Annotated in this window: 23 protein-coding genes and 1 pseudogene; 19 read left to right on the top strand and 5 right to left on the bottom strand. The window is 65.8% G+C overall.

Annotated elements, in window-relative coordinates; genetic code table 11:
* Positions 1-30: 30 nt before the first annotated feature.
* From CD04_RS0106585 to CD04_RS23640, 3 genes and pseudogenes are all read right to left on the bottom strand, one after another.
* On the bottom strand, positions 31-723 hold the full coding sequence (locus CD04_RS0106585) for a DUF2202 domain-containing protein (protein WP_081857834.1): 693 nt from the start codon (positions 721-723) through the stop codon (positions 31-33).
* A gap of 37 nt (positions 724-760) precedes the next feature.
* Entirely contained in the window at positions 761-1,318 is a 558-nt protein-coding gene (locus tag CD04_RS0106580) for a PadR family transcriptional regulator (protein WP_051848993.1), read from the bottom strand.
* Between the two features lie 203 nt (positions 1,319-1,521).
* A pseudogene (locus CD04_RS23640) lies at positions 1,522-2,267 on the bottom strand (IS5 family transposase).
* A gap of 152 nt (positions 2,268-2,419) precedes the next feature.
* Here CD04_RS23640 and CD04_RS0106565 point away from each other — a divergent pair.
* The 10 genes from CD04_RS0106565 to CD04_RS0106520 all read left to right on the top strand — a co-directional run bounded on the left by CD04_RS0106565 (position 2,420) and on the right by CD04_RS0106520 (position 10,810).
* Positions 2,420-4,378, top strand: coding sequence for a heavy metal translocating P-type ATPase (locus CD04_RS0106565; RefSeq protein WP_255332289.1), 1,959 nt, complete (start codon positions 2,420-2,422; stop codon positions 4,376-4,378).
* A complete protein-coding gene (locus tag CD04_RS24995; RefSeq protein ID WP_031405220.1) occupies positions 4,375-4,932 on the top strand; it encodes an HAD-IC family P-type ATPase in 558 nt (185 codons plus the stop codon). Before CD04_RS0106565 ends, CD04_RS24995 begins: the two co-directional genes overlap by 4 nt.
* Positions 4,932-5,159 (top strand): cbb3-type cytochrome oxidase assembly protein CcoS, encoded by a 228-nt coding sequence (ccoS, locus tag CD04_RS21505; RefSeq protein WP_038167544.1) that lies wholly within the window; start codon positions 4,932-4,934, stop codon positions 5,157-5,159. Before CD04_RS24995 ends, ccoS begins: the two co-directional genes overlap by 1 nt.
* Before the next feature lie 113 nt (positions 5,160-5,272).
* Positions 5,273-6,718 (top strand): cytochrome-c oxidase, cbb3-type subunit I, encoded by a 1,446-nt coding sequence (gene ccoN, locus CD04_RS0106550; RefSeq protein WP_031405216.1) that lies wholly within the window; start codon positions 5,273-5,275, stop codon positions 6,716-6,718.
* Positions 6,719-6,760: 42 nt separating this feature from the next.
* Positions 6,761-7,378 (top strand): cytochrome-c oxidase, cbb3-type subunit II, encoded by a 618-nt coding sequence (ccoO, locus tag CD04_RS0106545; protein WP_031405215.1) that lies wholly within the window; start codon positions 6,761-6,763, stop codon positions 7,376-7,378.
* Between the two features lie 10 nt (positions 7,379-7,388).
* Positions 7,389-7,565: a cbb3-type cytochrome c oxidase subunit 3 gene (locus CD04_RS23635; protein WP_156030138.1), complete on the top strand. Its 177-nt coding sequence runs from the start codon at positions 7,389-7,391 to the stop codon at positions 7,563-7,565.
* Positions 7,566-7,568: 3 nt separating this feature from the next.
* On the top strand, positions 7,569-8,516 hold the full coding sequence (gene ccoP, locus CD04_RS0106535; protein WP_031405212.1) for a cytochrome-c oxidase, cbb3-type subunit III: 948 nt from the start codon (positions 7,569-7,571) through the stop codon (positions 8,514-8,516).
* Between the two features lie 100 nt (positions 8,517-8,616).
* Positions 8,617-10,038 (top strand): cytochrome c oxidase accessory protein CcoG, encoded by a 1,422-nt coding sequence (gene ccoG, locus CD04_RS0106530; protein ID WP_031405210.1) that lies wholly within the window; start codon positions 8,617-8,619, stop codon positions 10,036-10,038.
* Positions 10,039-10,066: 28 nt separating this feature from the next.
* On the top strand, positions 10,067-10,552 hold the full coding sequence (locus tag CD04_RS0106525; RefSeq protein ID WP_031405208.1) for a FixH family protein: 486 nt from the start codon (positions 10,067-10,069) through the stop codon (positions 10,550-10,552).
* Positions 10,553-10,561: 9 nt separating this feature from the next.
* Positions 10,562-10,810, top strand: coding sequence for a hypothetical protein (locus tag CD04_RS0106520; protein WP_051848992.1), 249 nt, complete (start codon positions 10,562-10,564; stop codon positions 10,808-10,810).
* Between the two features lie 35 nt (positions 10,811-10,845).
* Here CD04_RS0106520 and CD04_RS0106515 read toward each other — a convergent pair whose 3' ends face one another.
* A complete protein-coding gene (locus CD04_RS0106515; RefSeq protein WP_031405204.1) occupies positions 10,846-11,586 on the bottom strand; it encodes a helix-turn-helix domain-containing protein in 741 nt (246 codons plus the stop codon).
* A gap of 47 nt (positions 11,587-11,633) precedes the next feature.
* Between CD04_RS0106515 and CD04_RS0106510 the strand changes: the two genes are divergently transcribed.
* Positions 11,634-12,392, top strand: a complete 759-nt coding sequence (locus CD04_RS0106510; RefSeq protein WP_031405202.1) for a sulfite exporter TauE/SafE family protein — start codon at positions 11,634-11,636, stop codon at positions 12,390-12,392.
* Between the two features lie 15 nt (positions 12,393-12,407).
* On the opposite strand, the gene CD04_RS0106505 is transcribed toward CD04_RS0106510, so the two are convergent.
* Complete coding sequence (locus tag CD04_RS0106505) at positions 12,408-12,950, bottom strand: NUDIX hydrolase (RefSeq protein WP_031405200.1); 543 nt, start codon at positions 12,948-12,950, stop codon at positions 12,408-12,410.
* A gap of 123 nt (positions 12,951-13,073) precedes the next feature.
* On the opposite strand from CD04_RS0106505, the gene CD04_RS0106500 reads away from it, so the two are divergent.
* From CD04_RS0106500 to ispG, 8 genes are all read left to right on the top strand, one after another.
* The gene (locus CD04_RS0106500; protein ID WP_081857982.1) at positions 13,074-14,189 is read left to right on the top strand and encodes a 2Fe-2S iron-sulfur cluster-binding protein; all 1,116 of its coding nucleotides are present in this window, start codon (positions 13,074-13,076) and stop codon (positions 14,187-14,189) included.
* A gap of 285 nt (positions 14,190-14,474) precedes the next feature.
* On the top strand, positions 14,475-15,206 hold the full coding sequence (gene scpB, locus CD04_RS0106495; protein ID WP_031405195.1) for an SMC-Scp complex subunit ScpB: 732 nt from the start codon (positions 14,475-14,477) through the stop codon (positions 15,204-15,206).
* A 29-nt stretch (positions 15,207-15,235) separates the two neighbouring features.
* On the top strand, positions 15,236-17,092 hold the full coding sequence (gene rluB / locus CD04_RS0106490) for a 23S rRNA pseudouridine(2605) synthase RluB (RefSeq protein WP_051848991.1): 1,857 nt from the start codon (positions 15,236-15,238) through the stop codon (positions 17,090-17,092).
* A gap of 105 nt (positions 17,093-17,197) precedes the next feature.
* On the top strand, positions 17,198-17,617 hold the full coding sequence (gene ndk / locus CD04_RS0106485; RefSeq protein WP_031405192.1) for a nucleoside-diphosphate kinase: 420 nt from the start codon (positions 17,198-17,200) through the stop codon (positions 17,615-17,617).
* Positions 17,618-17,634: 17 nt separating this feature from the next.
* Entirely contained in the window at positions 17,635-18,834 is a 1,200-nt protein-coding gene (rlmN, locus tag CD04_RS0106480; protein ID WP_081857831.1) for a 23S rRNA (adenine(2503)-C(2))-methyltransferase RlmN, read from the top strand.
* A gap of 61 nt (positions 18,835-18,895) precedes the next feature.
* Complete coding sequence (pilW, locus tag CD04_RS0106475; protein WP_231480489.1) at positions 18,896-19,684, top strand: type IV pilus biogenesis/stability protein PilW; 789 nt, start codon at positions 18,896-18,898, stop codon at positions 19,682-19,684.
* Between the two features lie 10 nt (positions 19,685-19,694).
* Complete coding sequence (locus tag CD04_RS0106470; RefSeq protein ID WP_031405186.1) at positions 19,695-20,612, top strand: helix-turn-helix domain-containing protein; 918 nt, start codon at positions 19,695-19,697, stop codon at positions 20,610-20,612.
* Between the two features lie 5 nt (positions 20,613-20,617).
* Complete coding sequence (ispG, locus tag CD04_RS0106465; protein ID WP_038168072.1) at positions 20,618-21,877, top strand: flavodoxin-dependent (E)-4-hydroxy-3-methylbut-2-enyl-diphosphate synthase; 1,260 nt, start codon at positions 20,618-20,620, stop codon at positions 21,875-21,877.
* Positions 21,878-21,882 lie beyond the last annotated feature (5 nt).

Here is a 21,882-nt window from a genome sequence, read left to right as displayed (position 1 = left end):
GGCCCTGGTAGCGTCGCTGATCGCCGCGGGTCAGTCGCAACTCTCGTGGGCCGACAGGGCGGTCCGCTCGAACTCGGTGGCCGGCAGGTGCTGCGGCGCGTAGTCGATGCCGAGCATTTGCTTCCAGTGGTAGAACGCGCGCAGATGGTTGCGCGAGCCGCGTTCGAGTTCGGCATAGACCGCGCGGATCTCCGGTTTGTTGGTGCGGCGCGCGGCCTTCTGCAGGTCGGCAATGTCGAGTTCCTCGATCAGCAGGCCGACGCGGACCGCGTCCGCCTGGCTGCGCAGCCCCTGCTCGATCAGTTGGTCGTACAGGTCCTGCAGGTCGGTGCGGTGGAACCGGCCAACCACCAAGCCCTGCGCCGGATCGGGCAGACCATGATGCTCAAGCAGCGCGAGGATGGCGTCCATGTGCACCTGCTCCGCGCCGCTGATATTGCCGAATGGCCGAATGTCCCACCGCTCGAGCAGCCGGATATAGACATCGCGAGCGACCTTCTCCTCCTCGCGCATCAAGAGCAGGTCGTCGCGCTCCTCGGGGGTCAGCGGCGCCCGCGGGCTCGCGGCGATGTCGGCGCGGATTTGCGCGATATGGCCGAATCGGTGCGCGGCACGGCCCAGGTGGCCGGAGCCGCCTCGGCCCATGCCACCGCCCCCCATGCGCTGGCCGCGGCCCGAATTCTGCGCAGCGCAGCGCGGGCAATGTTGCGTCTTGTCGTTCATCGTGAAACTCCTTTGATTCGTGTCGCCAGGTTAGCTGTCAGAGGGCCTGGATCTCCGCAAGCGCCCTGTCGAGGACGGATGCGATCTGCCGGACCTGCTCCGGCGAAAGCTGCTGTCCGCGCACCCGGGCGTAGATGGTGTCACGCAGCGCCCGCAGCCGCTCGCGCATTTGTTCCCCGCCAGCGCTGCGGCGGGCCGCGATCTGTTCCTCGATGGCCGCGACCAGTGCCTGGTTCTGCTGCAGAAACTCGCGTCCCTGCTCGGTGATTGTGTAGAGCTTCTTGTTGCCGTCGGCGTCCGCCGAAACGTGGCCCAGATCCTCAAGCATCGCGAGCATGGGGTAGATCATCCCCGGGCTTGGGGTGTAGAGGCCGCCGGACTGTTCCTGCAGCAGCTTGATCAGGTCGTAGCCGTGACGCGGTTGCTCTGCGATGTGCTTGAGCACCACGTAGCGCAGCATGCCGGCGTCGAACATCCGCGGCCCGCGGCGGCCATGCCGGCCGTGGCAGCCACCGGGCATTTCGGCGTTGCGTTCGAAGCCGGCGCCACTGCAGCGTCCGAAGCCGTTGCTGTCGGAAGGATTGGGAGAGTGCATTGCGATGGTTCCTTAATAGATATATCTTAATAAGACATATCATAATGCCTTATGCAAGAATTTCAAGCGGGTCTTGACGAAAGGGTCAGGTTCGCAGTCCCGCCGGGCGCAGCCGGCCAATGCCGCCGGCTGCTCTGGCAGACTGCTCGGCAGAAACCAAGCTGTCAGGGCGTGTCCAAGCCGAGCGACTCGACTAGGTCCTGTTAACAAAAGCCGCGAAGCACATCGACCACCAGCACGAAGCTGAGGAGGCCGCGGAACATCGCGTCGAGTTTTTCGAACAGAGAGAACATGCGCCGGAACAGGCGCTCGACTTCGTTGCGGCGCTTGTACATCGCTCGGTCGTACTCCCATGGCTCAATGGGCGTCTTCATGGGCGGCGCCACAGGGATGAAGCCAAGTTCAGGGGCCAGTTGGCGCGTCTCAGTGCCTTCATAAGCACGGTCCATCAGCAAGTAAATGGGGCCGCTCGTTGGCCCCGGGTGCCAAGCAATTGCCTACCCGCGGGCGCATCGTGGGCCTGCCCGGGAGACAGGCTAAACGTTATGGCCTCTCGAGCATCCGCAGCAACCAGATGACCTTTGGTATTCCATCCCCGCTGGACTTGCCGATGGATTGCGGTCTGTTTTTATAGAGCGCCATTGCCGTCGGGATGCACCTTGATGCTGGTGCAGTCCAGCGAGGTCGCCTCGATCTTGATGCGCACCGCCTGCTGGCGCTGCAGCTCTTCGAGCACCTTGTCCAGCACGCTCGCCTTGGCCCAGCGCCGCATGCGCATGTACAGCGTGTGCCAGTTGCCTCACCGATTGGGAAGCCCGTGCCACTTGCAGCCCTGTTCGGCCACCTACAGCACGGCACTGGTGATTTGCAGATTGGTCATGCTGACGTTGCCTCGTTGCTTGGGCAAACAATGTTCGACAAGGGCGAATTGCTCGGGGCTGATTTCCATAAGTGGCTGGGTCACTCGTCTGTGCCATCGGGGTAATTCGTGTTAACGCGCCCTGGGCGCGAGACACCTGTCGCAGTGACTTTTCGAGCGATATCGAAAAATCTTGATACAAAGCAAGACGGCTTGCCGAGGCCTTGCCTAGCATGCGACGCATGATTGAGTCCGTCCTGGCTGTCCCCTCGTCGCCTCTGGCCCTCCCAGATCCGGGTGAGCAGCAGCAGGGCGCCTGCCACCACTGCGGCGCGCCCTTGCCCCAGCCACCCATCCGCGCCATGCTGGCTGGCCAGTGGCGCGACTTTTGCTGTGGTGGTTGCGCCGCTGCAGCGCAGGTGATCGCCGAAGGGGGCTTGTGCGCGTACTACGACAAGCGCGACACGGTGGGCCTGCCGGCGCTGCCCGAGGAGGACATCACGCGCATGCGCGAGCAGTGGCAGGCGCTTGCGGACCGCGAATTTCTTGCTGCGTTTGCCACTGATCTGGGTGGTGGCTCCTGGCGCAGCCTGGTGGCCGTGGAGGGCATCCACTGCGGCGCCTGCGTATGGCTCATCGAGCGGCACTTGCGCGCGATTCCCGGGGTGCGCGCGGCGGCGGTCAATTACGCCACACGTCGTGTGCTCGTGGAGTGGGACGACAGCCAGGTGCACCTTGGCGATATTCTCGAGGGTCTGGCGCGCATCGGATACAAGCCAGCGCCGAATGTTCGCCACGCCAGCGAGGCGCAACAGCGCAAGAGCGCGCGCATGGCCGTGCTGCGCACGCTGGTTGCCTGGCTGGCCATGATGCAGGTGATGATGCTGGCCTGGCCGAGCTACGTCGATCCCGCAGGCCTGAGCGCAGCCGAAGTGGCGATTTTTCACTGGGCCAGCCTGTCCATCACGCTGCCCGTCCTGCTGTTTTCCGGCTGGCCATTCATCACGGGAAGCCTGCGCGACTGGCGCATGCGCCGCCTGGGCATGGACGTGCCCGTGGTGCTGGGCTTGTGGGGCGCGTTTGGGGCCAGCGTGGCCAGCGTGGTGCGCGGCCAGGGACCGGTCTATTTTGACTCGGTCACGATGTTTTTGGCCCTGCTGCTTACGGCGCGGCTGATCGAGACGAGCCTGCGCCATCGCAGCATGAACGCCGCCGATGAACTGCTCGAACAGCTCCCGGCTGCCGTGCGCCGGCAAGGTGCGGGTGGCGAGTGGGAGACCGTTGCGGTGACCCGGCTGCGCGCCGGCGACGTGGTGCAGGTGCCCAGCGCCAGCCTTGTCCCGGTGGACGGCGTCGTGCTGGAAGGGCGCAGCCATGCCAACGAGTCCTTGCTGACTGGCGAGAGCGCCCCCGTATTCAAGGCGGCTGCAAGCCGGGTGCTGGCTGGAAGCATGAACATTGACTCGCCGCTTCTCGTGCGCGCCGAGGCGGCCGGACAGGGCACGCGCATTGCCCAGATGGTGGATTTGATGAACGGCGCCTTGACCCACAAGCCGCGCGCAGCGCGCTTGGCCGATGCGGCCGCCCACTGGTTCACCCTGGTGCTGCTGAGCCTGGCGGGCGCCACGGCGCTGCTGTGGTGGTGGCTGGACCCCTCGCGCATCGTGCCGGCCGTCATTGCGGTGCTCGTGGTGAGCTGTCCGTGTGCGCTGTCGCTGGCGATCCCGGCCGCTTTGGCGGCAGCCACCGCGCGGCTTTCGCGCGCTGGCGTGCTCGTTGCCCGGGGCCATGCGCTCGACGCTGTCGCCGGGATTGACGTCTGGCTTCTGGACAAGACGGGCACCCTCACCACGGGTGTGGCCGACAGCGTGCGCGTGACCTGGCTGCAAAGCGGGCTGAGGGAGGACACCGTCGTGGCGCTGGCCGCAGCGCTCGAGCAGGGTGTGCAACACCCGCTGGCCCTGGCCTTGTGCGCGCACGCCAAGCAGCGTGGTGTGAGCGTGCCACACGCCCAGCACATCCAGGTGCGGCCAGGGCAGGGCGTGGAGGCGCAGATCGACGGGCGCCGGCTGCAGCTGGGCAAGCCGTTGCAGCCGGTGCCAGTGGCTGCGCAACAAGCTGGCGCCAGCGTGCTTGAACTGCGTGTGGCGCCGCCCCAGGACGCGGGCGTTGCGCCCGCCGGGGGGAACGCCTGGCGGTGATTGAAGTCGCCGAGCAGTTGCGCGCGGGCGCACGCGAGGCCGTGGATAGCCTGCGCGCAGGTGGCGCGCGTCTCGAACTGTTGAGCGGCGATAACCCCGAGAGCGCACGCGCCTGGGGCGCGCAGGTGGGGGTTGCAGCGGTGCAGGCCGGGATGCTGCCGCAGGACAAGCTCGCGCATGTGCGCGGCTTGCAGGCGCAGGGCATGCGTGTGGCCATGGTGGGCGACGGGGTCAACGATGCGCCCACGCTGGGGGCGGCGGACGTCTCGGTCAGCTTCGCCAGCGCGGCGCCGATTGCGCGCGCCGGCGCCGATATCGTGCTGGCCTTCGATGACATGCGGGCCTTGCCGCTTCTGGTGCGTGTGGCGCGCCAGGCGCAGCGCGTCATGCGCCAGAACCTGGTGTGGGCTGTGGCCTACAACGCGGTGTTCGTGCCGTTGGCCATTGCCGGGCGCATCACCCCCGTATGGGCCGCGGTGGGGATGAGCGTGTCGTCGCTGTTGGTGGTGCTCAATTCGGCCCGCCTGGCCTGGTTCGAGCGGCAGAGGGCGTGATGGAAGGCGCCTTGATCGTGCTCATTCCCATCAGCGTGCTGGTTGTGGCGGGCATTGTCGCGGTGCTGTGGTGGGCGGCACGCCAGGGTCAGTTCGATGACCTGGAAGGCCCGGCGCATGCCATTTTGATGGATGACGACAGGCCGCCGGCTGCTCGCCCCACCGAGCACAAGGGGGACGTTCCCGATGCCGCGCAACAAGCTGACGCATCGCAAAAATCGCATTGAAAGTCGTGTGATTTTGGTACATGTCGAAACCTCTTGACGCAAGTCAATCGCAACCGCAATGGGCTCTATTACCTTCTTGCCAACGTTGCTATTCCCGCTTGGATGGAGATGACATGAGTGCGCAAGCCATAACAATGGAAACTTATAACTACGGGGTGATACGAAAATTCACCGTCATGACCCTGGTCTGGGCCGTGGTCGGCATGCTTGTGGGCGCGGTCATCGCGGCCCAGCTGATCTGGCCCGATTTGACCTACGGGCTGCCTTGGCTGAGCTGGGGCCGGATCCGGCCCGTGCATACCAATGGGGTGATTTTCGGATTCGGCGGCACCGCACTGTTCGCCACCTCCTATTACATCGTGCAGCGCACGTGTCAGGTTCGCCTGTTCGCGCCCAAGCTTGCGGAATTCACCTTCTGGGGGTGGACCGCGGTGATCGTGCTGTGCGCGGTCACGTATCCGCTGGGGTTCACGAGTGGCAAGGAGTACGCCGAGCAGGAGTGGCCGATCAGCCTGCTCATCGTGCTGGTCTGGGTCGCCTATGCCATCGTCTTCTTCGGCACGGTGTTCAAGCGCAAGACCCCCCACATCTATGTGGCGAACTGGTTCTTCGGCGCGTACATCATCACCATCGCGATTCTGTATATCGTCAACAACATCAAGCTGCCCATCAGCTTGCTGTCGTTCAAGAGCTACTCGGCATATGCCGGAGCCCAGGACGCGATGATCCAGTGGTGGTATGGACACAATGCCGTCGGCTTCTTCCTGACCGTGTCATTCCTGGGCATGATGTATTACTTCATCCCCAAGCAGGCCGAGCGTCCGATCTATTCCTACCGGCTGTCCATTGTCCACTTCTGGGCGCTGACGTTCGTGTACATGTGGGCCGGCCCCCACCATCTGCTGTACACCGCGCTGCCGGACTGGGCGCAGTCGCTGGGCATGGTGTTTTCCCTGATTCTGCTGGCGCCAAGCTGGGGCGGCATGATCAACGGGATCATGACGCTGTCGGGTGCGTGGCACAAGCTGCGTGACGATCCGATCCTGAAGTTCCTCATCACCGCGCTGTCCTTCTACGGCATGTCCACGTTTGAGGGACCGATGCTGTCGATCAAGACCGTCAGCGCTCTTGGCCACTACACGGACTGGATCATTGGCCATGTGCACTCCGGGGCGATGGGCTGGGTGGGGATGATCACCATGGGCAGCCTGTACTACATGATTCCGCGCCTTTGGGGTCAGACGCAGATGTGGAGCAAGCGCCTCATCGAGTGGCATTTCTGGACGGCGACCATCGGCGTCGTGCTGTACATCGCCTCCATGTGGGTGGCCGGGGTGACCGAAGGCCTGATGTGGCGCGCCATGCAGCCGGACGGCACGCTGACCTACAGCTTCATCGAGAGCATCGTGGCGGTGAAGCCCCTGTATTACATCCGTCTCCTCGGTGGTGTGATCTATCTGTTCGGCATGACCCTCATGGTCTACAACGCCTACCGCACGATCCGCCAGGGTGAGGCCGTTGACGCCCCCGTGCCTGCGCTGGCCGGCGCTCATGCCTGATGCCCAGAACCGACACATAGGAGAGACGCCATCATGGCCGCTTTGAAATTCAACCACGAGAGCATCGAAAAGAACGCTGGGCTGATGATCGTGCTCATTGCGATCGTCGTCAGCATCGCGGGCTTCGTGCAACTGGTGCCGATGTTCTTCGACAAGGCCACCACGGAGCCGATCCCCGGCGTCAAACCCTACACTGCGCTGCAGCTTGAAGGGCGTGACGTGTACGTCTCCGAGGGGTGCTATCTCTGCCATTCGCAGATGATTCGCCCGCTGCGCGCCGAGGTCGAGCGCTATGGGCACTACTCGGTGGCCGGCGAGTCGGTGTACGACCACCCCTTCCAGTGGGGCAGCAAGCGCAACGGACCGGATCTGGCGCGCGTGGGTGGCAAGTACTCCGATGAGTGGCAGCGCATCCATCTGCGCGAGCCGCGCGATGTCGTGCCCGAGAGCATCATGCCCGCGTACCCCTGGCTTCAGCATGAGCCCGCGGGGGCCGACATGATCCAGGACAAGATGCGTGCGTTGCGGGTCCTGGGCGTGCCGTATACGGACGCCGAAATCGCCGCCGCACCCGCGCAGCTACAAGGCAAGACCAAGGAAGACGCCCTGATTGCCTACCTGCAGGGTCTGGGTTTGGCCCTATCCAACATTCACCAGTGAGGAGGCGGCGATGTCCGGGATGATCGGAGCTGCATTCACGGTGCTCGTCGTGGTGGCTTTTGCAGCCATCGTGTGGGCGGCGTACTCCCCGCGGTTCAAGAAAAAACACGAGCAGGACGGGATGATTCCCTTCCTGGACTCTTCGACTCCGCCGGACGTGCGCGGCGACGACAAAACGAGGATCTGAACCATGAACCAGTTTACTTCGCCTGGCTGGGCCTATTGGATCGGTGGCGTGACGATCGTATCGATCATCGGCCTTTTCCTGTTCCTGCGCGGAACGGCCAAGCAGACCGTCTTTCGCAACAAGGAAGGCCAGGTGATCGCCACCACCGGCCACGTGTGGGATGGCGATCTGCAGGAGTTCAACAATCCGCTGCCGCGGTGGTGGATGGGATTGTTCATCCTCACCCTGGTCTTCGCCATCGTCTATCTGATCCTGTACCCGGGACTGGCGTTCTGGAACGGTACGCTGGGCTTCACGAGTGCAAGGATGTACCAGGCCGAGTCGGCGGCGTATGAAAAGCGCATTGAGCCGATCTATGCGCAGTACATGAAGACCTCCATTCCCGATCTGGCGAAGAACCCGCAGGCCATGGCAACCGGCCAGCGCATGTTCCTGACGTATTGTGCGCAATGCCACGGCTCGGATGCGGGGGGTTCCAAGGGCTTTCCCAACCTGACCGCGCCGGGGGAGAAGAGCTGGCTGTACGGCAATCAGCCCGACACCGTCGTGCAGACCATCACCGAAGGCCGCCAGGGCATGATGCCCCCGATGGCCGCGGCCATCGGGGGTCAGGGCGGCGTGGTGGCCGTGGCCAATTACGTGCGCAGTCTTTCGGGCCTGAGCCATGACGCGGCCTTGGCGGCCAAGGGCAAGCCCCTGTTTGCCACGGCCTGCGCCGGGTGCCACGGAGCCGGCGGCACCGGCAACCAGATGCTCGGGGCGCCCAATCTGACCGACCAGTACTGGCTGTTCGGCTCAAATCTGCAAACCATCGAGCAGACGATCCAGGATGGTCGCAACGGCCATATGCCGGCGCAGAAGAACAACCTCGAGCCGGAGAAGATCCATGTTCTGGCGGCGTACGTGTATGGCCTGAGCCATGGCCAGAAGGTCAGCACGGCGAGCCCCTGATGCAACGCCATCGCGATCGTTGCGGCCGCCGCGTGCGGCAGCAAGCCCTTCATTCCCCGAGCCTGCTCGGGGCTTTTTGCAGTTGAGTTGAGAGAATTTGATGGACGCCCCGGCCCCCGGCAACACCCAGGCTGATCTGCAGGCTACGGAAGAGGTGCTTTACGAAGCACGCAGAAAAATCTACGCGCGCTCCGTCCAGGGCTTTTTTGCCAACTGGCGCTGGATCATGGTGTGGTTGACGCAGATCATCTTCTATGGTCTGCCCTGGCTGCGCTGGGACGGGCGCCAGGCCGTGCTGCTGGACGTGGCGCAGCGCAAGTTTTACTTTTTTGGCCTGATCCTGTGGCCGCAGGACGTCATTTTTCTTGCGTTGCTGCTGATCATCGCCGCCTACGGCCTGTTCCTGTTTACCGCCATTGCCGGGCGCCTGTTCTGCGGCTATGCGTGCCCGCAGACGGTTTACACCGAAATCTTCATGTGGATCGAGTCCAAGGTGGAGGGCGATCGCCTGGCGCGCATTCGTCTGGACTCGCAGCCGATGAGCATGCGAAAGTTCGCACGCAAGGCCATCAAGCACGGCCTTTGGATCGCGCTGGCGTTGTGGACGGGCTTCACGTTCGTCGGCTACTTCACGGCGATCCATACCCTCACCCAAGAGGTCGTCGCCTGGAGTCTTGGCGGCTGGGAAACGTTCTGGATCCTGTTCTACGCCTTCGCCACGTATGGCAACGCCGGCTTCATGCGCGAACAGGTGTGCAAGTACATGTGTCCGTACGCACGCTTCCAATCGGTCATGTTCGACCGCGATACGCTCATCGTCAGCTACGACCCGGTGCGCGGCGAGCCGCGAGGCAAGCGCAAGAAGGACGTGCCGGCGCGCGAGCAGGGCAAGGGCGACTGCGTGGACTGCTCGATCTGTGTGCAGGTCTGCCCCACCGGAATCGACATCCGCGAGGGCCTGCAATACATGTGCATCGGGTGCGGCGCGTGCATCGACGCCTGCGATCAGGTGATGGACAAGCTCAACACGCCGCGCGGGCTCATCCGCTACTCCAGCGAGAATGCCATCGAGAAGCGCTGGACCAAGGCCGAGCAATGGGCCCACCTGCTGCGCCCGCGCGTGCTGATCTACACGGGCATCCTTGCCGTCATGGTGAGCATCTTCGTGGGCGGCCTGGCCATGCGCGAACCCATCAAGCTCAACGTCATGCGCGACCGCCGCGTGCTTTCGCGCGAGATCCCGGGCGACTTGCTGGAAAACGTCTACCAGGTTCAGTTGATGAACGCCTCGAACACGCCGCGGCGCATCCGCTTCGAGGTCACGGGCCTGCCGGGGGTGAGCATCCTCAAGCCGAATGACGTCGTGGAGATTGGCGCCTCGACCAATCTGCTGCGGCCGCTGGAAGTCACGATACCGGAGGACGAGGCGCATCAGGGCGTGTACAAGATCGTGATTACGGCACGCTCGGAAAATGGCAAGTCCGTCGTCGTGCATACCGGCACCACATTCATCGTGCCCTGAGGGCCGAAAAACGCAAGGACACCCAAGCATGCACAGTTCGCAAACACTCCCCTCCAAGCCCTGGTGGAAAGAGCCCTGGCCCTGGATCCTCATCGGGCTGCCCGGCAGTGTGGTCGTGGCCAGCCTCGTCACCGTGTCGATTGCGTTCACCCACGCCGACAGCGTCGTCACGGACCATTACTACACCAAGGGTCTTGAGGTCGGCATCAACATTGACAAGGAGTTGCACGCCCGGGCCATGCACCTGCAGGGCCAGGTGGACCAGACAGGGCAGGCGCTGACCGTCGAACTCGAGCCTGCCGTGCGCGACGCCGTGATTTCGTTGCGCCTGCGCCACCCCTATGCGCCCGGTCGCGATCTGCACCTCACGCTGCACCGTGTGGCCCTTGGTCGCTATGTCGGCCGAGCCGTCACGGACGCGGTGCGCTACACCGTGACGGCCGAATCCGCCCAATGGCGCCTTTCCGGCGTATGGAAGCCGGGCGCCGCAGCACCCCTGAAACCCGGCGTGTGAGGAGCTCGTATGCGTGCCTGCAACCCCAATTTCCTGCGTGCACTCTGGCCAGCCTTTCTTGTGGCACTGCCAGCCACGGCGCTGTTGTTCAGTGCGGTGGATCCGCGCGAGGTCATGCTGTTCGGTGCCCCGGCCCAGATCTCAGGGCTGGGGATGTACACCGTGACCTTTCTCGTGCTGTGGCTGCTGTGCTGGGTTGCCAGCGCCCTGAATCTGTGGCTGTTCGGTTGCCGCCGCGACCCGCAATGGGATGACTGACCCGGGTCAGGGCCGCGCGTGCGATGCCAATGCCTTCAGCTCTCCTGCGGCACGAGCAGCTCAGCCAGCCCTTCACGGTTGGTGATGCGCACCTGGCGCTGGGCAACGTGGATCAGGCCGGCCTGATGAAAGCGCGACATCAGGCGACTGACGGTTTCCAGCTTGAGCCCGAGATAGCTGCCGATTTCCTCGCGGCTCATGCGCAGGACGAATTCGTCGGGCGAGAGCCCGCGCGCCTTGTAGCGCTCGGACAAGTCGAGCAGGAACCGTGCGAGTCGTTCATCGGCCTGCATGCTGCCCAGCACGAACTGGTCCTGCTGGGCGCGCGCCAGGCGGTTGCCGATCAGGCAGTGAATCTGGTGCTGCAGGGTGGGCATCTCGCGTGCCGCGTTCTCCAGCACCCGGACGTCGATCTCGCAGGCTTCGCCGTCTTCCAGCGCGACGACGTCGGTCAGATACACGCGCGCCGAGAACCCCTCCAGCCCCATCATCTCCCCGGGTACGTGAAAACCCACGATCTGCTGCCGTCCGTCAGGGCTGCTGACCACGGACTTGAACGAGCCAGCATGCACCGAGAACACCTTGTCCATGGACTGGCCGGCTTCGAACAGACGCTCGCCCTTGCCAATGCGGATCGTGTTCTGCACGATGTCGCGCATGCGCTCGAGCTGGTCCTGCGGCAGCGCAATGGGCAGGCAGAACCGGCTTTGGAAGCACACGTCACAAGGATGGGGCTTGTCCATGCGATGCAAAGTGGCGGCTGGAATGGCGTTCATGGTGGCTCGTCTGTTGTGTCTTGTAACCGAACTATCGCATATTGCTCGTGAACACTGCAATCATTTTGACACTCTTGCTGATGGGCTTGACCGGCGGCCTGCACTGCGCGGGCATGTGTGGCGGGCTCGTTGTTGCCAGTGAGCGCGCCATGCAAGGCACGATTTTGCTACCGGCTCGCCGGCTGCTGTGGAATGCGGCGCAGATGCAACTGGCGCGGGTAGTGTCTTACGCGATGCTGGGGGCGGTGGCCGGCTGGATCGGCTCCGGGTTGTGGGCGCTTCAGGCCCGCCCCGCGCAAATCGGGCTGTATGCCGTGGGCAACATCGTACTCGCAGCCAGTGGTCTATGGCTGCTGCAGGCTGCGCTGGGCGTGCGCGGGCCACGGCGCCTTGCGCTGGGCGCCGCAGCGGGGCGATCGTGGACGCAGGGCGTGCGCCAGGGCCTCATGGGCACCGGCATGCGTGTGCTCAACCGCCTGCTGCCGCTGTCGAACGCGCAGCGGCGCTTTGGCGCGGGGCTGCTGTGGGGTCTTTTGCCTTGCGGGCTGGTGTATTCGGCCCTGTCCCTGGCTTTGCTCACCGGCAGCGCCTGGCAGGGTGCTGCGGCGATGGCCGCTTTCGGCCTGGGCACCTTGCCGCACATGCTTCTGGCCGGGCACGTGCTGAGGCGGTTGAGCCAGCGCGCGACGAGCCGCGCCACGCGGCTGGCCGCGGCGGGCGTGATGCTGGCGTTTGCGGCCTGGGGATTCTGGAAGCTGGCGCATGCAGGCACGAGCCTTGGGGTGCACGGGTTTTGCGTGATCTGAGCACGCGCCGCAGGCTTAATCGATGTCGAACACCTGCAGGCTGTAGCGGCCTGCCTGCTGCTCGGCAAAGAACCGCTGCAGCGTTTCGCGCACGGTGCGAAACGCCAACGCGTCCCACGGCACCTCTTCGCGGCTGAACAGCTGCGCTTCGAGGGTTTCCGGTCCCGGTGCCCAGTGCGGGTGCAGCATGCGCGCGCGATAGAGCAGGTAGACCTGGCTGACGGGCTTGACATTGGCCACGCAGTACAAGCCTTCGAGCTCGACGTCGATGCCGGCTTCTTCGTGCGTTTCGCGCAGCGCGCCCTGCTCGGTGGTCTCGTGCAGTTCCATGAAGCCCGCCGGCAGGGTCCACAGCCCATGCCGGGGTTCGATGGCGCGCCTGCACAGCAGGACCCGGCCTTCCCACACCGGCACCGTGCCCACGATGTTGCGCGGGTTCTCGTACTGGATGTGCCCGCAGACCGGACACACGGCGCGCGCGTGCGTGTCGCTCTCGGGAACCTGGTACGTCACGGCGGCGCCGCATTGGTTGCAGTGCTGGATGGGTTTGCTGTGCATGGGTCTATTGTTGCAGGCCGGCTGCCCCGTGCCGCACTGCGGGCTTTTGGGCATCGGCAACCGTCTTGGCGCAGTTTTGAAACAATGGGCCACATTTGCGCTGGATGCGACACACACGACCACATGCCTACCATTTCGATTCCCGCACTCGGCCTGCACATGCAGGCCGACCTCGACGACAACCTGCTCAAGGTGTTGCGCCGCTCCAAGGTGCCCATCCATTACTCGTGCAAGCAGGGCGAGTGCGGCAGTTGCAAATGCGTGCTGGAATCAGGCGCGGTGGAGTTGCGCGGGTACAAGGACACGGCCTTGCCCGAGGCGCAGCGCACGCAGGGCCTGATCCTGGCGTGCTGCAGCCGCATCAAGGGCGATGTGCAGTTGCGCCTGGTGGACAGCGATGACTATATCGTCCATCCCGAGCGCCACCTCGTCGCCACCGTGATCGGCTTGACCGAGCTTGCGCCCGAGGTGTTCAGCCTGCGCCTGAAGATCCGGTACGTGGACCGCGAGGGCGAGCCTTTCATCTTCTCGGCTGGCCAGTACGCGCAGCTCAGCGTGCAGACCGGGCCCGATACCACCATCGCGCGCGACTTCTCCATGGCAAGCACGCCGGTGGATGCGGAATACGACGACGAACTGGAGTTTCACATCCGACGCACGCCCACGGGGGCGTTCAGCGGCCTGTTGGGGCGTGCGATCGTGCTCGGCAGCACCGTCTTTGTCGATGGCCCCATGGGGTCGAGCCATTTCCGCCCGCGTCATGAGGGGCCGCTGTATGCGGTTGCCGCAGGAACGGGGCTTGCGCCCATGCTCAGCATCGCCAGGACCGCACTCGACAATGGCAAGTTGGAGCCCGTGGTGCTTTATGCCGGATTCAAGACGCCGCAAGAGGTCTACGGCCGGGACGACCTGGCGGATCTGGCGCGCCGGTTTGCCAACTTCCGCTTCCACATCGTGGTGGAGCAGGATGCCCATGGCGGCGACCGCAGCGGCCGCGTGGGTGACGTGCTGCTGGGCGATGCGAACGGCCTGGACGGTGCCAAGGTCTATCTGGCCGGGTCGCCGGCCATGGTCGAGGCGGTCAGCGCCGCCTTGATCGAGCGCGGGCTGCCCCATGGGGATGTCCACGCGGATGCGTTCTATGCGCCAAGGGCGGTCGAGGGGGCCGCGGCCCTGGGCGCGCCGGCGGCCGAACCCGAGCGCCTCGCCGCACCGCCGCAGCCGCGCGCCGAGGTCTGACCGGGTTTGCCCCCGTGCTTGGCGGCGCTGCATGGGCCCCGCCGCCGCGGCGAGGCCTTCGGGCGCGGGCGCAAGGAACGCCCGGCCTGCAGGGCCGACAAGCCGGCGGCGCTTTGCGGGACGTTCGTCGCCTGGGCGCCACGGATGCATGCGCCGCAGTTCGCAGGATGCATATCTGGGTTAACATGCACGCTCGTAGCGCTGTAACCGATCGAGAGTCGACCCGATTCTCCAGCCGAAGAACCATGCCGGCAACTTTTCATCGGCGCACGATTCCTGTCACGCATGAACATTGCACTGGCCAAGCGCGTTGTCGAAACCGCGCTGATGTGTGCCAACCAACCTTTGAGCATCAACGCGCTGCGCAGCCTGTTTGACGAACAGGTCGCAGCCGATACGGTGCGCGTGGTCCTCGACGAACTGCGCGAGGACTGGAAGGACCGCGGCGTGGAGCTGCGCGCGGTGGCCGGCGGCTGGCGCTTCCAGAGTCGCGAGGACATGCAGCCGTACCTCCAGCGGCTCAATCCGGAAAAGCCGCCGCGCTACTCGCGTGCCGTGCAGGAGACCCTGGCCATCATTGCGCATCGGCAGCCGGTGACGCGCGGCGACATTGAAGACATCCGCGGCGTGGTCGTCAACGCCCAGATCCTGCGCCAGCTGGAGGACCGGGGGTGGATCGAGGCCATTGGCCATCGCGAGGGGCCGGGCCGCCCGGTGCTGTATGCCACCACACGCCATTTTCTCGACGACATGGGCCTGACCTCCATCGCCGAGCTTCCCGCGCTGCAGCCCGAGCCGCCGGCCGCCGACCCACTGCAGATCGACCTCCTGCCCTTGCACGAGGTCCAGCCCGCACCGGATGCACCCGAGCAGGGTGCCACCGCGGAACCTGCAGCAAGGGTGGCCGAGCCAGCTGCAGCGCCGGCGGACCTGTCCACCCCGGCTCCTTCCCCCAATTCTTCTCCCGATTCTTCTCCCGATTCTTCTCCCATTCCTGACACCCAGTCCGCCGCCTGAAGCGGCATGTCCCGAACACCCACAGCCCCATGTCCATGCAAGAACACGATACCGACGCCAGCGCCGAGCGCACCCAACCAGCCGCCATGGCGGCCACCCCCGAGCCCGCGCAACGTGCCATGGCGCCGAGCCCGGACGCCGCGGCCGGCGCAGGGGCCGTCTTCAGTGCGGCGCCCAGCGAGCGATCGGGCGCACACCCGGGAGCCGCGGAGGCGGGCGAGGCGCGCGTTGCTGTGGCCGCGCCGGGAGGCGAGCCCCGCACCGAAGGCGAGCCGAGCCCTGAAGGCAAGCGTCGGCGCAGCCGCCGCTCGGGACGATCCAAGGTCGCGCGAGCGGAATCGGCCGACGTGGTGCCCACGAGCGATGCCGGGGCCGAGATGGCCCCGCAGGGCGATGGATCGGGCGAGGCCGAGGGCGAGCCGGCGGTGGGCGAGCGCGCAGCCGAAGGGCACGCCAGGCCTGCGCAAGCGAATCGTGCGGATCGGCCGCGCCAAGCCCGCCACAACAACAAGAAACCCAATTCACCCCTGCGTGGTCCAGCCAAGGCTGTGCCCGCCGTGCGCATCGAGGAGGTCATTTCGGGCGACTTCGACCGCGCCGTGGAAATTGCCGAGGCCATCGAGCCCGGTGGGCGCCGCGTGCTGGCGCCTTCGCCCGAGGCGCCCAAGCTGCACAAGGTGCTGGCGCAAGGCGGCGTGGGTTCGCGTCGCGAGATGGAAGAGCTCATCGTGGAGGGCCGCGTGTCGGTGAACGGCGAGCCGGCCCACCTGGGTCAGCGCATCCAGCCCGGCGACCAGATCCGCGTCAACGGCAAGCCACTCAAAGTGCGCATCGCCCCGCCCCCGGCACGGGTTCTGGTCTATCACAAGCCGGTTGGGGAGGTGGTCACGTTCAAGGATCCGGAAGGCCGGCCGACCGTGTTCCGCAACCTGCCGCGCGTGCAAAACGCCAAGTGGACGGCCATCGGGCGTCTGGATATCAACACCGAGGGGCTGCTGCTGTTCACGACGTCGGGCGAACTGGCCAACAGGCTCATGCATCCCAGCCAGGGTGTGGAGCGCGAGTACGCGGTGCGCGTGCTGGGCCAGGTGGACGACGAGGCGCGGCAAAAGCTGCTTGGCGGCGTGGAGCTCAGCGATGGGCCTGCCCGATTCATCAGCCTTGAAGAAGCGGGCGGCGAAGGTGCCAACCGCTGGTACCGGGTGATCATTGCCGAAGGGCGCAACCGCGAAGTGCGCCGGTTGTTCGAAGCGGTGGGGTTGACCGTCAGTCGCCTCATCCGTGTGCGTTACGGCTCCATTGCACTGCCCGCCGGGCTGCGGCGCGGCGACTTTGCGGAAATCGACCGCGAGGACGTTCGCGCCATGATGAATCGCGCGGGCGCCGTTCAGGGCTCGCAAGGCAAGTCGCGGGGCCCGAAGCCCAGCGCGCAGGGCGGTGGCGCAAGGGATGCCCGCAAGGGCGGGCGCAACGAGGGCCGCGGGCCCGATCGCAGCGCCGGACGCCCCGACGAGCGCCAGGGCGGGCGCGGGCCGGGCGGTGAGCGCGAGCCGGGTCCCAACAGCTATGCCATGAGCGCGGTGGACGCGCTGTTCGGGCGCGCCGTGCGCGAAGCCCGATTGGCGAACCCGCGCCCGGCATTCGACGAGGATCGCGATGTGCCGGAACGTGAGCCCGGTCCCAACAGCTATGCGATGAGCGCGGTCGATGCCCTGTTTGGCAAAGGCGCGGGCGCGCGCAGCGGCAACAAGCCATCGCGCGGCGGCAAAGGCCGCAAGGGCGGCGGCGCAGCCCAGCCCGACCCCACGCGCTCGGCCCTGGGCTTGACCCAGCCGGGCCGTTCCGGCAGCGGCCAGGGCGGCAAGCGGCGCAATTTCCCGCGTTGAAGGCGCGGTTTGGCATCACGTTGTGCGTTGCGGCGCCCACGGCTGAGCACGCGGGCGCGCCTTACAATTCATTTTTAATCACTTGATTTCTGGAGAAAAAATCTTATGGAGCGCACGCTCTCGATCATCAAGCCCGACGCCGTGGCCAAGAATTGCATCGGCAAAATCATCGATCGCTTTGAAACAGCCGGGCTGAAGGTGGTGGCTGCCCGCATGATGCACCTGTCGCGGGTCGAGGCCGAAGGCTTTTACGCCGTGCACAAGGAGCGGCCGTTCTTCAAGGATCTGGTGGAATTCATGATCTCCGGCCCGGTCATGGTGCAGGTGCTTGAAGGTCCCAACGCGATTGCCAAGAACCGCGAACTCATGGGGGCAACCGATCCCAAGAAGGCAACCCCGGGCACGATTCGCGCCGACTTTGCCGACAGCATCGACGCCAACGCCGTGCACGGCTCCGACAGTGCGGAGAACGCCGCGACGGAAATCGCGTTTTTCTTCCCGTCCAACTGGATTTTCTCCCGCTGACGACCCGCGGGGCGCCCATGTCCGCCACCAACCTGCTCCAATTCGATCGCGCCGGTCTGGTGGACTGGTTCGCCGCGCATGGCGAGAAGCCGTTTCGCGCGCGCCAGGTCTTCCGCTGGATTCACCACAAGGGCGCGGCCGGCTTTGCCGGCATGAGCGATCTGGCCAAGCCACTGCGCAGCTGGCTGGAGGCGGAGGCCACCATCCAGGGCCTTTCGGTGCTGACCGAGAAGCGCTCAAGCGACGGCACGGTGAAATGGCTGTTCGACGTGGGCGCGGGCGATGCCGTGGAGACGGTGTTCATCCCGGAGGCGCAGCGCAATACGCTGTGCGTGTCGTCCCAGGCCGGGTGCGCCATGGCGTGCCGATTCTGCTCGACTGGCGCCCAGGGATTCAGCCGGAACCTGACGACGGCCGAGATCCTCGCACAGCTCTGGCACGCCGAATTCGCCATGCGTGCCCAGCTGGGCCTGGCGCCGGGCGAGCGCGCCATCTCCAACGTGGTGATGATGGGCATGGGCGAGCCGCTGCAGAACTACGCGGCGCTTGTGCCCGCGCTGCGCGTGATGCTGGACGACGACGGTTATGGCCTGTCACGGCGCCGCGTGACGGTGTCCACCTCGGGCGTGGTGCCGATGATCGATCGCCTGGCTGCGGATTGCCCCGTGGCGCTGGCGGTGTCGCTGCACGCGCCCAACGACGCATTGCGCGACGATCTCGTTCCCCTGAATCGAAAATACCCGCTGGCCGAATTGCTGGCCGCCTGCGAGCGCTACCTGGTGCACGCGCCGCGCGACTTCATCACATTCGAATACTGCATGCTCGACGGCGTGAATGACCAGCCCGAGCATGCGCGACAGCTCGTGGAGCTGCTGCGCAACCGCTTTGCCTGCAAGTTCAACCTCATCCCGTTCAATCCCTTCCCGCAGTCGGGTTTGCGCCGTTCCACGCCGCAAAGCGTGGCCGCGTTCGCCCAGATTTTGGTGGACGCGGGTTTTGTGACCACCGTGCGCAAGACCCGGGGCGAGGATATTGATGCAGCCTGCGGACAACTGGCCGGAGACGTGCAGGATCGCACCACGCGCAAGGCCGCGCGCGGCGGCCAGTCTGCGACGCAACCCGTGATTCCGATCGTGGCGGAGCTGGCCAGCTCACCGCCACACGCGACCGTGGCGCGTGCGTCCACAGTCGCGGCGCGACGTTTTCTCGAGGGTTAATGCCATGCACATGACGCACTGCAAGGCCGCACGGCCTTCACCGCTGGGGCTTGTTGCCCTGGTGCTGGGCCTGGCCCTGGCGCTGACGGTTGCCGGATGCGCAACGCGCCCCGAGGCCAATGGCGCCAGCGCGCAGACGCCCAATTCGGGCAATGAGCAGGCGGACAAGAACGCGCAAATCCGCCTTGAGCTGGCCGAGGGCTACTACCAGCGCGGGCAGACCGAGGTGGCGCTGTCCGAAGTGGGCAAGGCCCTCGAGCAGGCTCCCGACTATGTGCCGGCCTACACGATGCGCGCCCTCATTGAGATGAGCCTGGGGCGCAACGCGCAGGCCGAGGCGAGTTTCCGAAAGGCGCTGGCCATCCAGCCGAACAACGCCGACGCCCTGCACAACTACGGGTGGTTCCTGTGCACCGACAAGCGGTACGCCGAGTCATTCGCCATGTTCAAGCGGGCCCTGGCCGTGCCGGGCTACCGTTATCCGCAGCGCACCGATCTTGCGTACGGCGTGTGCCAATATCGCGACGGGGACATAGCCGGGGCCGAGCGGACGCTGCGCGCCGGCTTCGCACTGGATCCCGCCAACCCGGCGCTGTCGACCAACCTGTCGCTGGTGCTGTACCGGCAGAACAAGCTCAAAGATGCGCTGTTCTACATCCGCCGCGTCAATTCCGGGCAATATGCCAACGCACAATCGCTTTGGCTGGGCATCCTGATCGCGCGCGCCGCGGCCGATACGTTGGAGGCCACCACGTGGACCAACCAGCTGGTGCAGCGCTTTCCGGATTCGCGCGAGGCCATCGCCAGCCAGCAAGGCCGGTTTGACGACTCCAGCCTGCTGCCCCGTTGAGCCGTTGCCGATGACGAGTCCTTCGAATCTCGCCCCCACGCCGGAGCTGCAAGCGGCGCGTACGCAGGCCGGCGGGATGCTGCGCGCTGCGCGCGAGGCTGCCGGGCGCAGCACGGGTGAGCTGGCCACACAGCTCAAAGTGTCCGGCGACAAGATCGAGGCGCTGGAAAGCGGCGCCTGGGAGCGCCTGCCCGATCCAACCTTCGCGCGCGGGTTGCTGCGCGCTGCGGCCAAGATGGTGAAGGGCGATGCCGAAGCCATCATGCAGGTGCTGGCGGTTTCCCATGCGGTCTCGGGGTCGGCCGGCTTGGAGGCGGCACCAGCGCGCCGGCCCCTGCCGGCGGCCGGCAATGGTCCGGCGCACGGCTCGCGCAAGCTGTGGTGGCTGGCGGTGCTGGCCATTGTGCTGGCTGCGCTGGTGATTTTCTTCCTGCCTCGCACCAGCGAGATGAATCGCTGGCTGGCGGCCTTTCACGCCTCTGGGCAGATCGCGACCAAGGCGAGCGCAAACGGCCAGCCGCACCCGTCGGCGTCGGCGCCGGGGACCAGTCCGCGTGTCGCGCCGCTGGCGAGCGCAGCAGCCTCGGCTGCGGCCAGCTCGCCTGCTGAGGGCGCGGTGCCCGCAGCAGGCCCGCAGGTTCCGGCAAGTGGCGCTTCGGGCGCTGCGACGGGATCCGCGGCGAGCCTGAGTCTGCAGGCAACAGCCGACAGCTGGATGCAGGTCAGCACCCAAGAGGGTAAGGTGCTGTTTTCCGGCATCGTGCCGGCCAACGGCGCGCACGTGGTGCCGCTGACAGCGCAAGACCTGCCCGTGAAACTGATTGTGGGCAACGCGGGTCATACCCAGGTGATGTTCAACGGCCAACCTGTGAATCTAGCCGCGCGCACCCTTGGCAACGTCGCCCGTTTGACGCTGCCCCAACCGTGATGGATATGGCGCTCATTCCTGACGCGGTGCCGCGGCGCCGTGCCACTCGTCAAGTCGCAGTGCGCTGGGGCGCGCGCTGCGTGCAGGTCGGCGGCGACGCGCCTGTGCGCGTGCAGTCCATGACCAACACCGACACGGTCGATGCCATCGGAACGGCCATCCAGGTCAAGGAGCTCGCGCAGGCGGGATCCGAGTTGGTGCGCATCACGGTCAACACGCCCGAGGCGGCTGCCGCGGTGCCGGCCATCCGCGAGCAGCTTGACCGCATGGGCGTGGACGTGCCGCTGATTGGCGACTTTCACTACAACGGCCACCTGCTGCTGACCCAGTACCCGCAATGCGCACAGGCGTTGTCCAAATACCGGATCAACCCGGGAAATGTGGGCAAGGGCGATAAGAAGGATCGGCAGTTCGCGCAGATGATCGAAGTTGCCGCGCGCTGGAACAAACCCGTGCGCATCGGGGTGAACTGGGGCAGCTTGGATCAGGAATTGCTCGCTGCGCTGATGGACGCCAATGCTGCGCGTGCGCAGCCGCGCGACGCGCAGCAGGTGATGTATGAAGCGCTCATCACCTCGGCGCTGGAATCGGCGAAGCGGGCACGGGACATTGGCCTGCCGGGCGACCAGATCCTGCTGTCGTGCAAGGTTTCGGGCGTGCGCGATCTCATCGCCGTGTACCGCGAGCTCTCACGCCGCTGCGACTATGCGCTGCACCTCGGACTGACCGAGGCGGGCATGGGGACGAAGGGCACGGTGGCGAGCACGGCCGCGCTTGCCGTGCTGCTCCAGGAGGGCATTGGGGACACGATCCGCGTGTCGCTGACGCCCGCGCCTGGCGAGGCCCGCACCCAGGAGGTCGTGGTGGCGCTTGAAATCCTGCAGGCGCTCGGGCTGCGCAGCTTCGTGCCCAGCGTCACGGCCTGCCCAGGATGCGGGCGCACCACCAGCAGCGTGTTCCAGGAACTGGCGCAGGATATTGATCGCCACCTGCGTGCGCACATGCCGCTGTGGCGCGCGCAATACCCCGGGGTGGAGGGGCTGCGCGTGGCGGTGATGGGCTGCATCGTCAATGGGCCGGGCGAAAGCCGTCATGCCGACATCGGCATCAGCCTGCCCGGAACGGGCGAGCAGCCTGCGGCGCCGGTGTACATCGACGGGGAAAAGCGGTACACCCTGCGCGGCGACGGCATCGCCGTGCAGTTCATCGACATCGTCAACTCCTACATTGAGCATCGCTGGGGCCAACAGGCCGCAGCGGACTGATCATC

It is taken from the genome of Thiomonas sp. FB-Cd, from assembly GCF_000733775.1.
GTDB lineage: Bacteria > Pseudomonadota > Gammaproteobacteria > Burkholderiales > Burkholderiaceae_C > Thiomonas_A.
The sequence above is the reverse complement of the archived record's forward strand: the minus strand, read 5'-3'. Positions and strand labels throughout refer to the sequence as shown.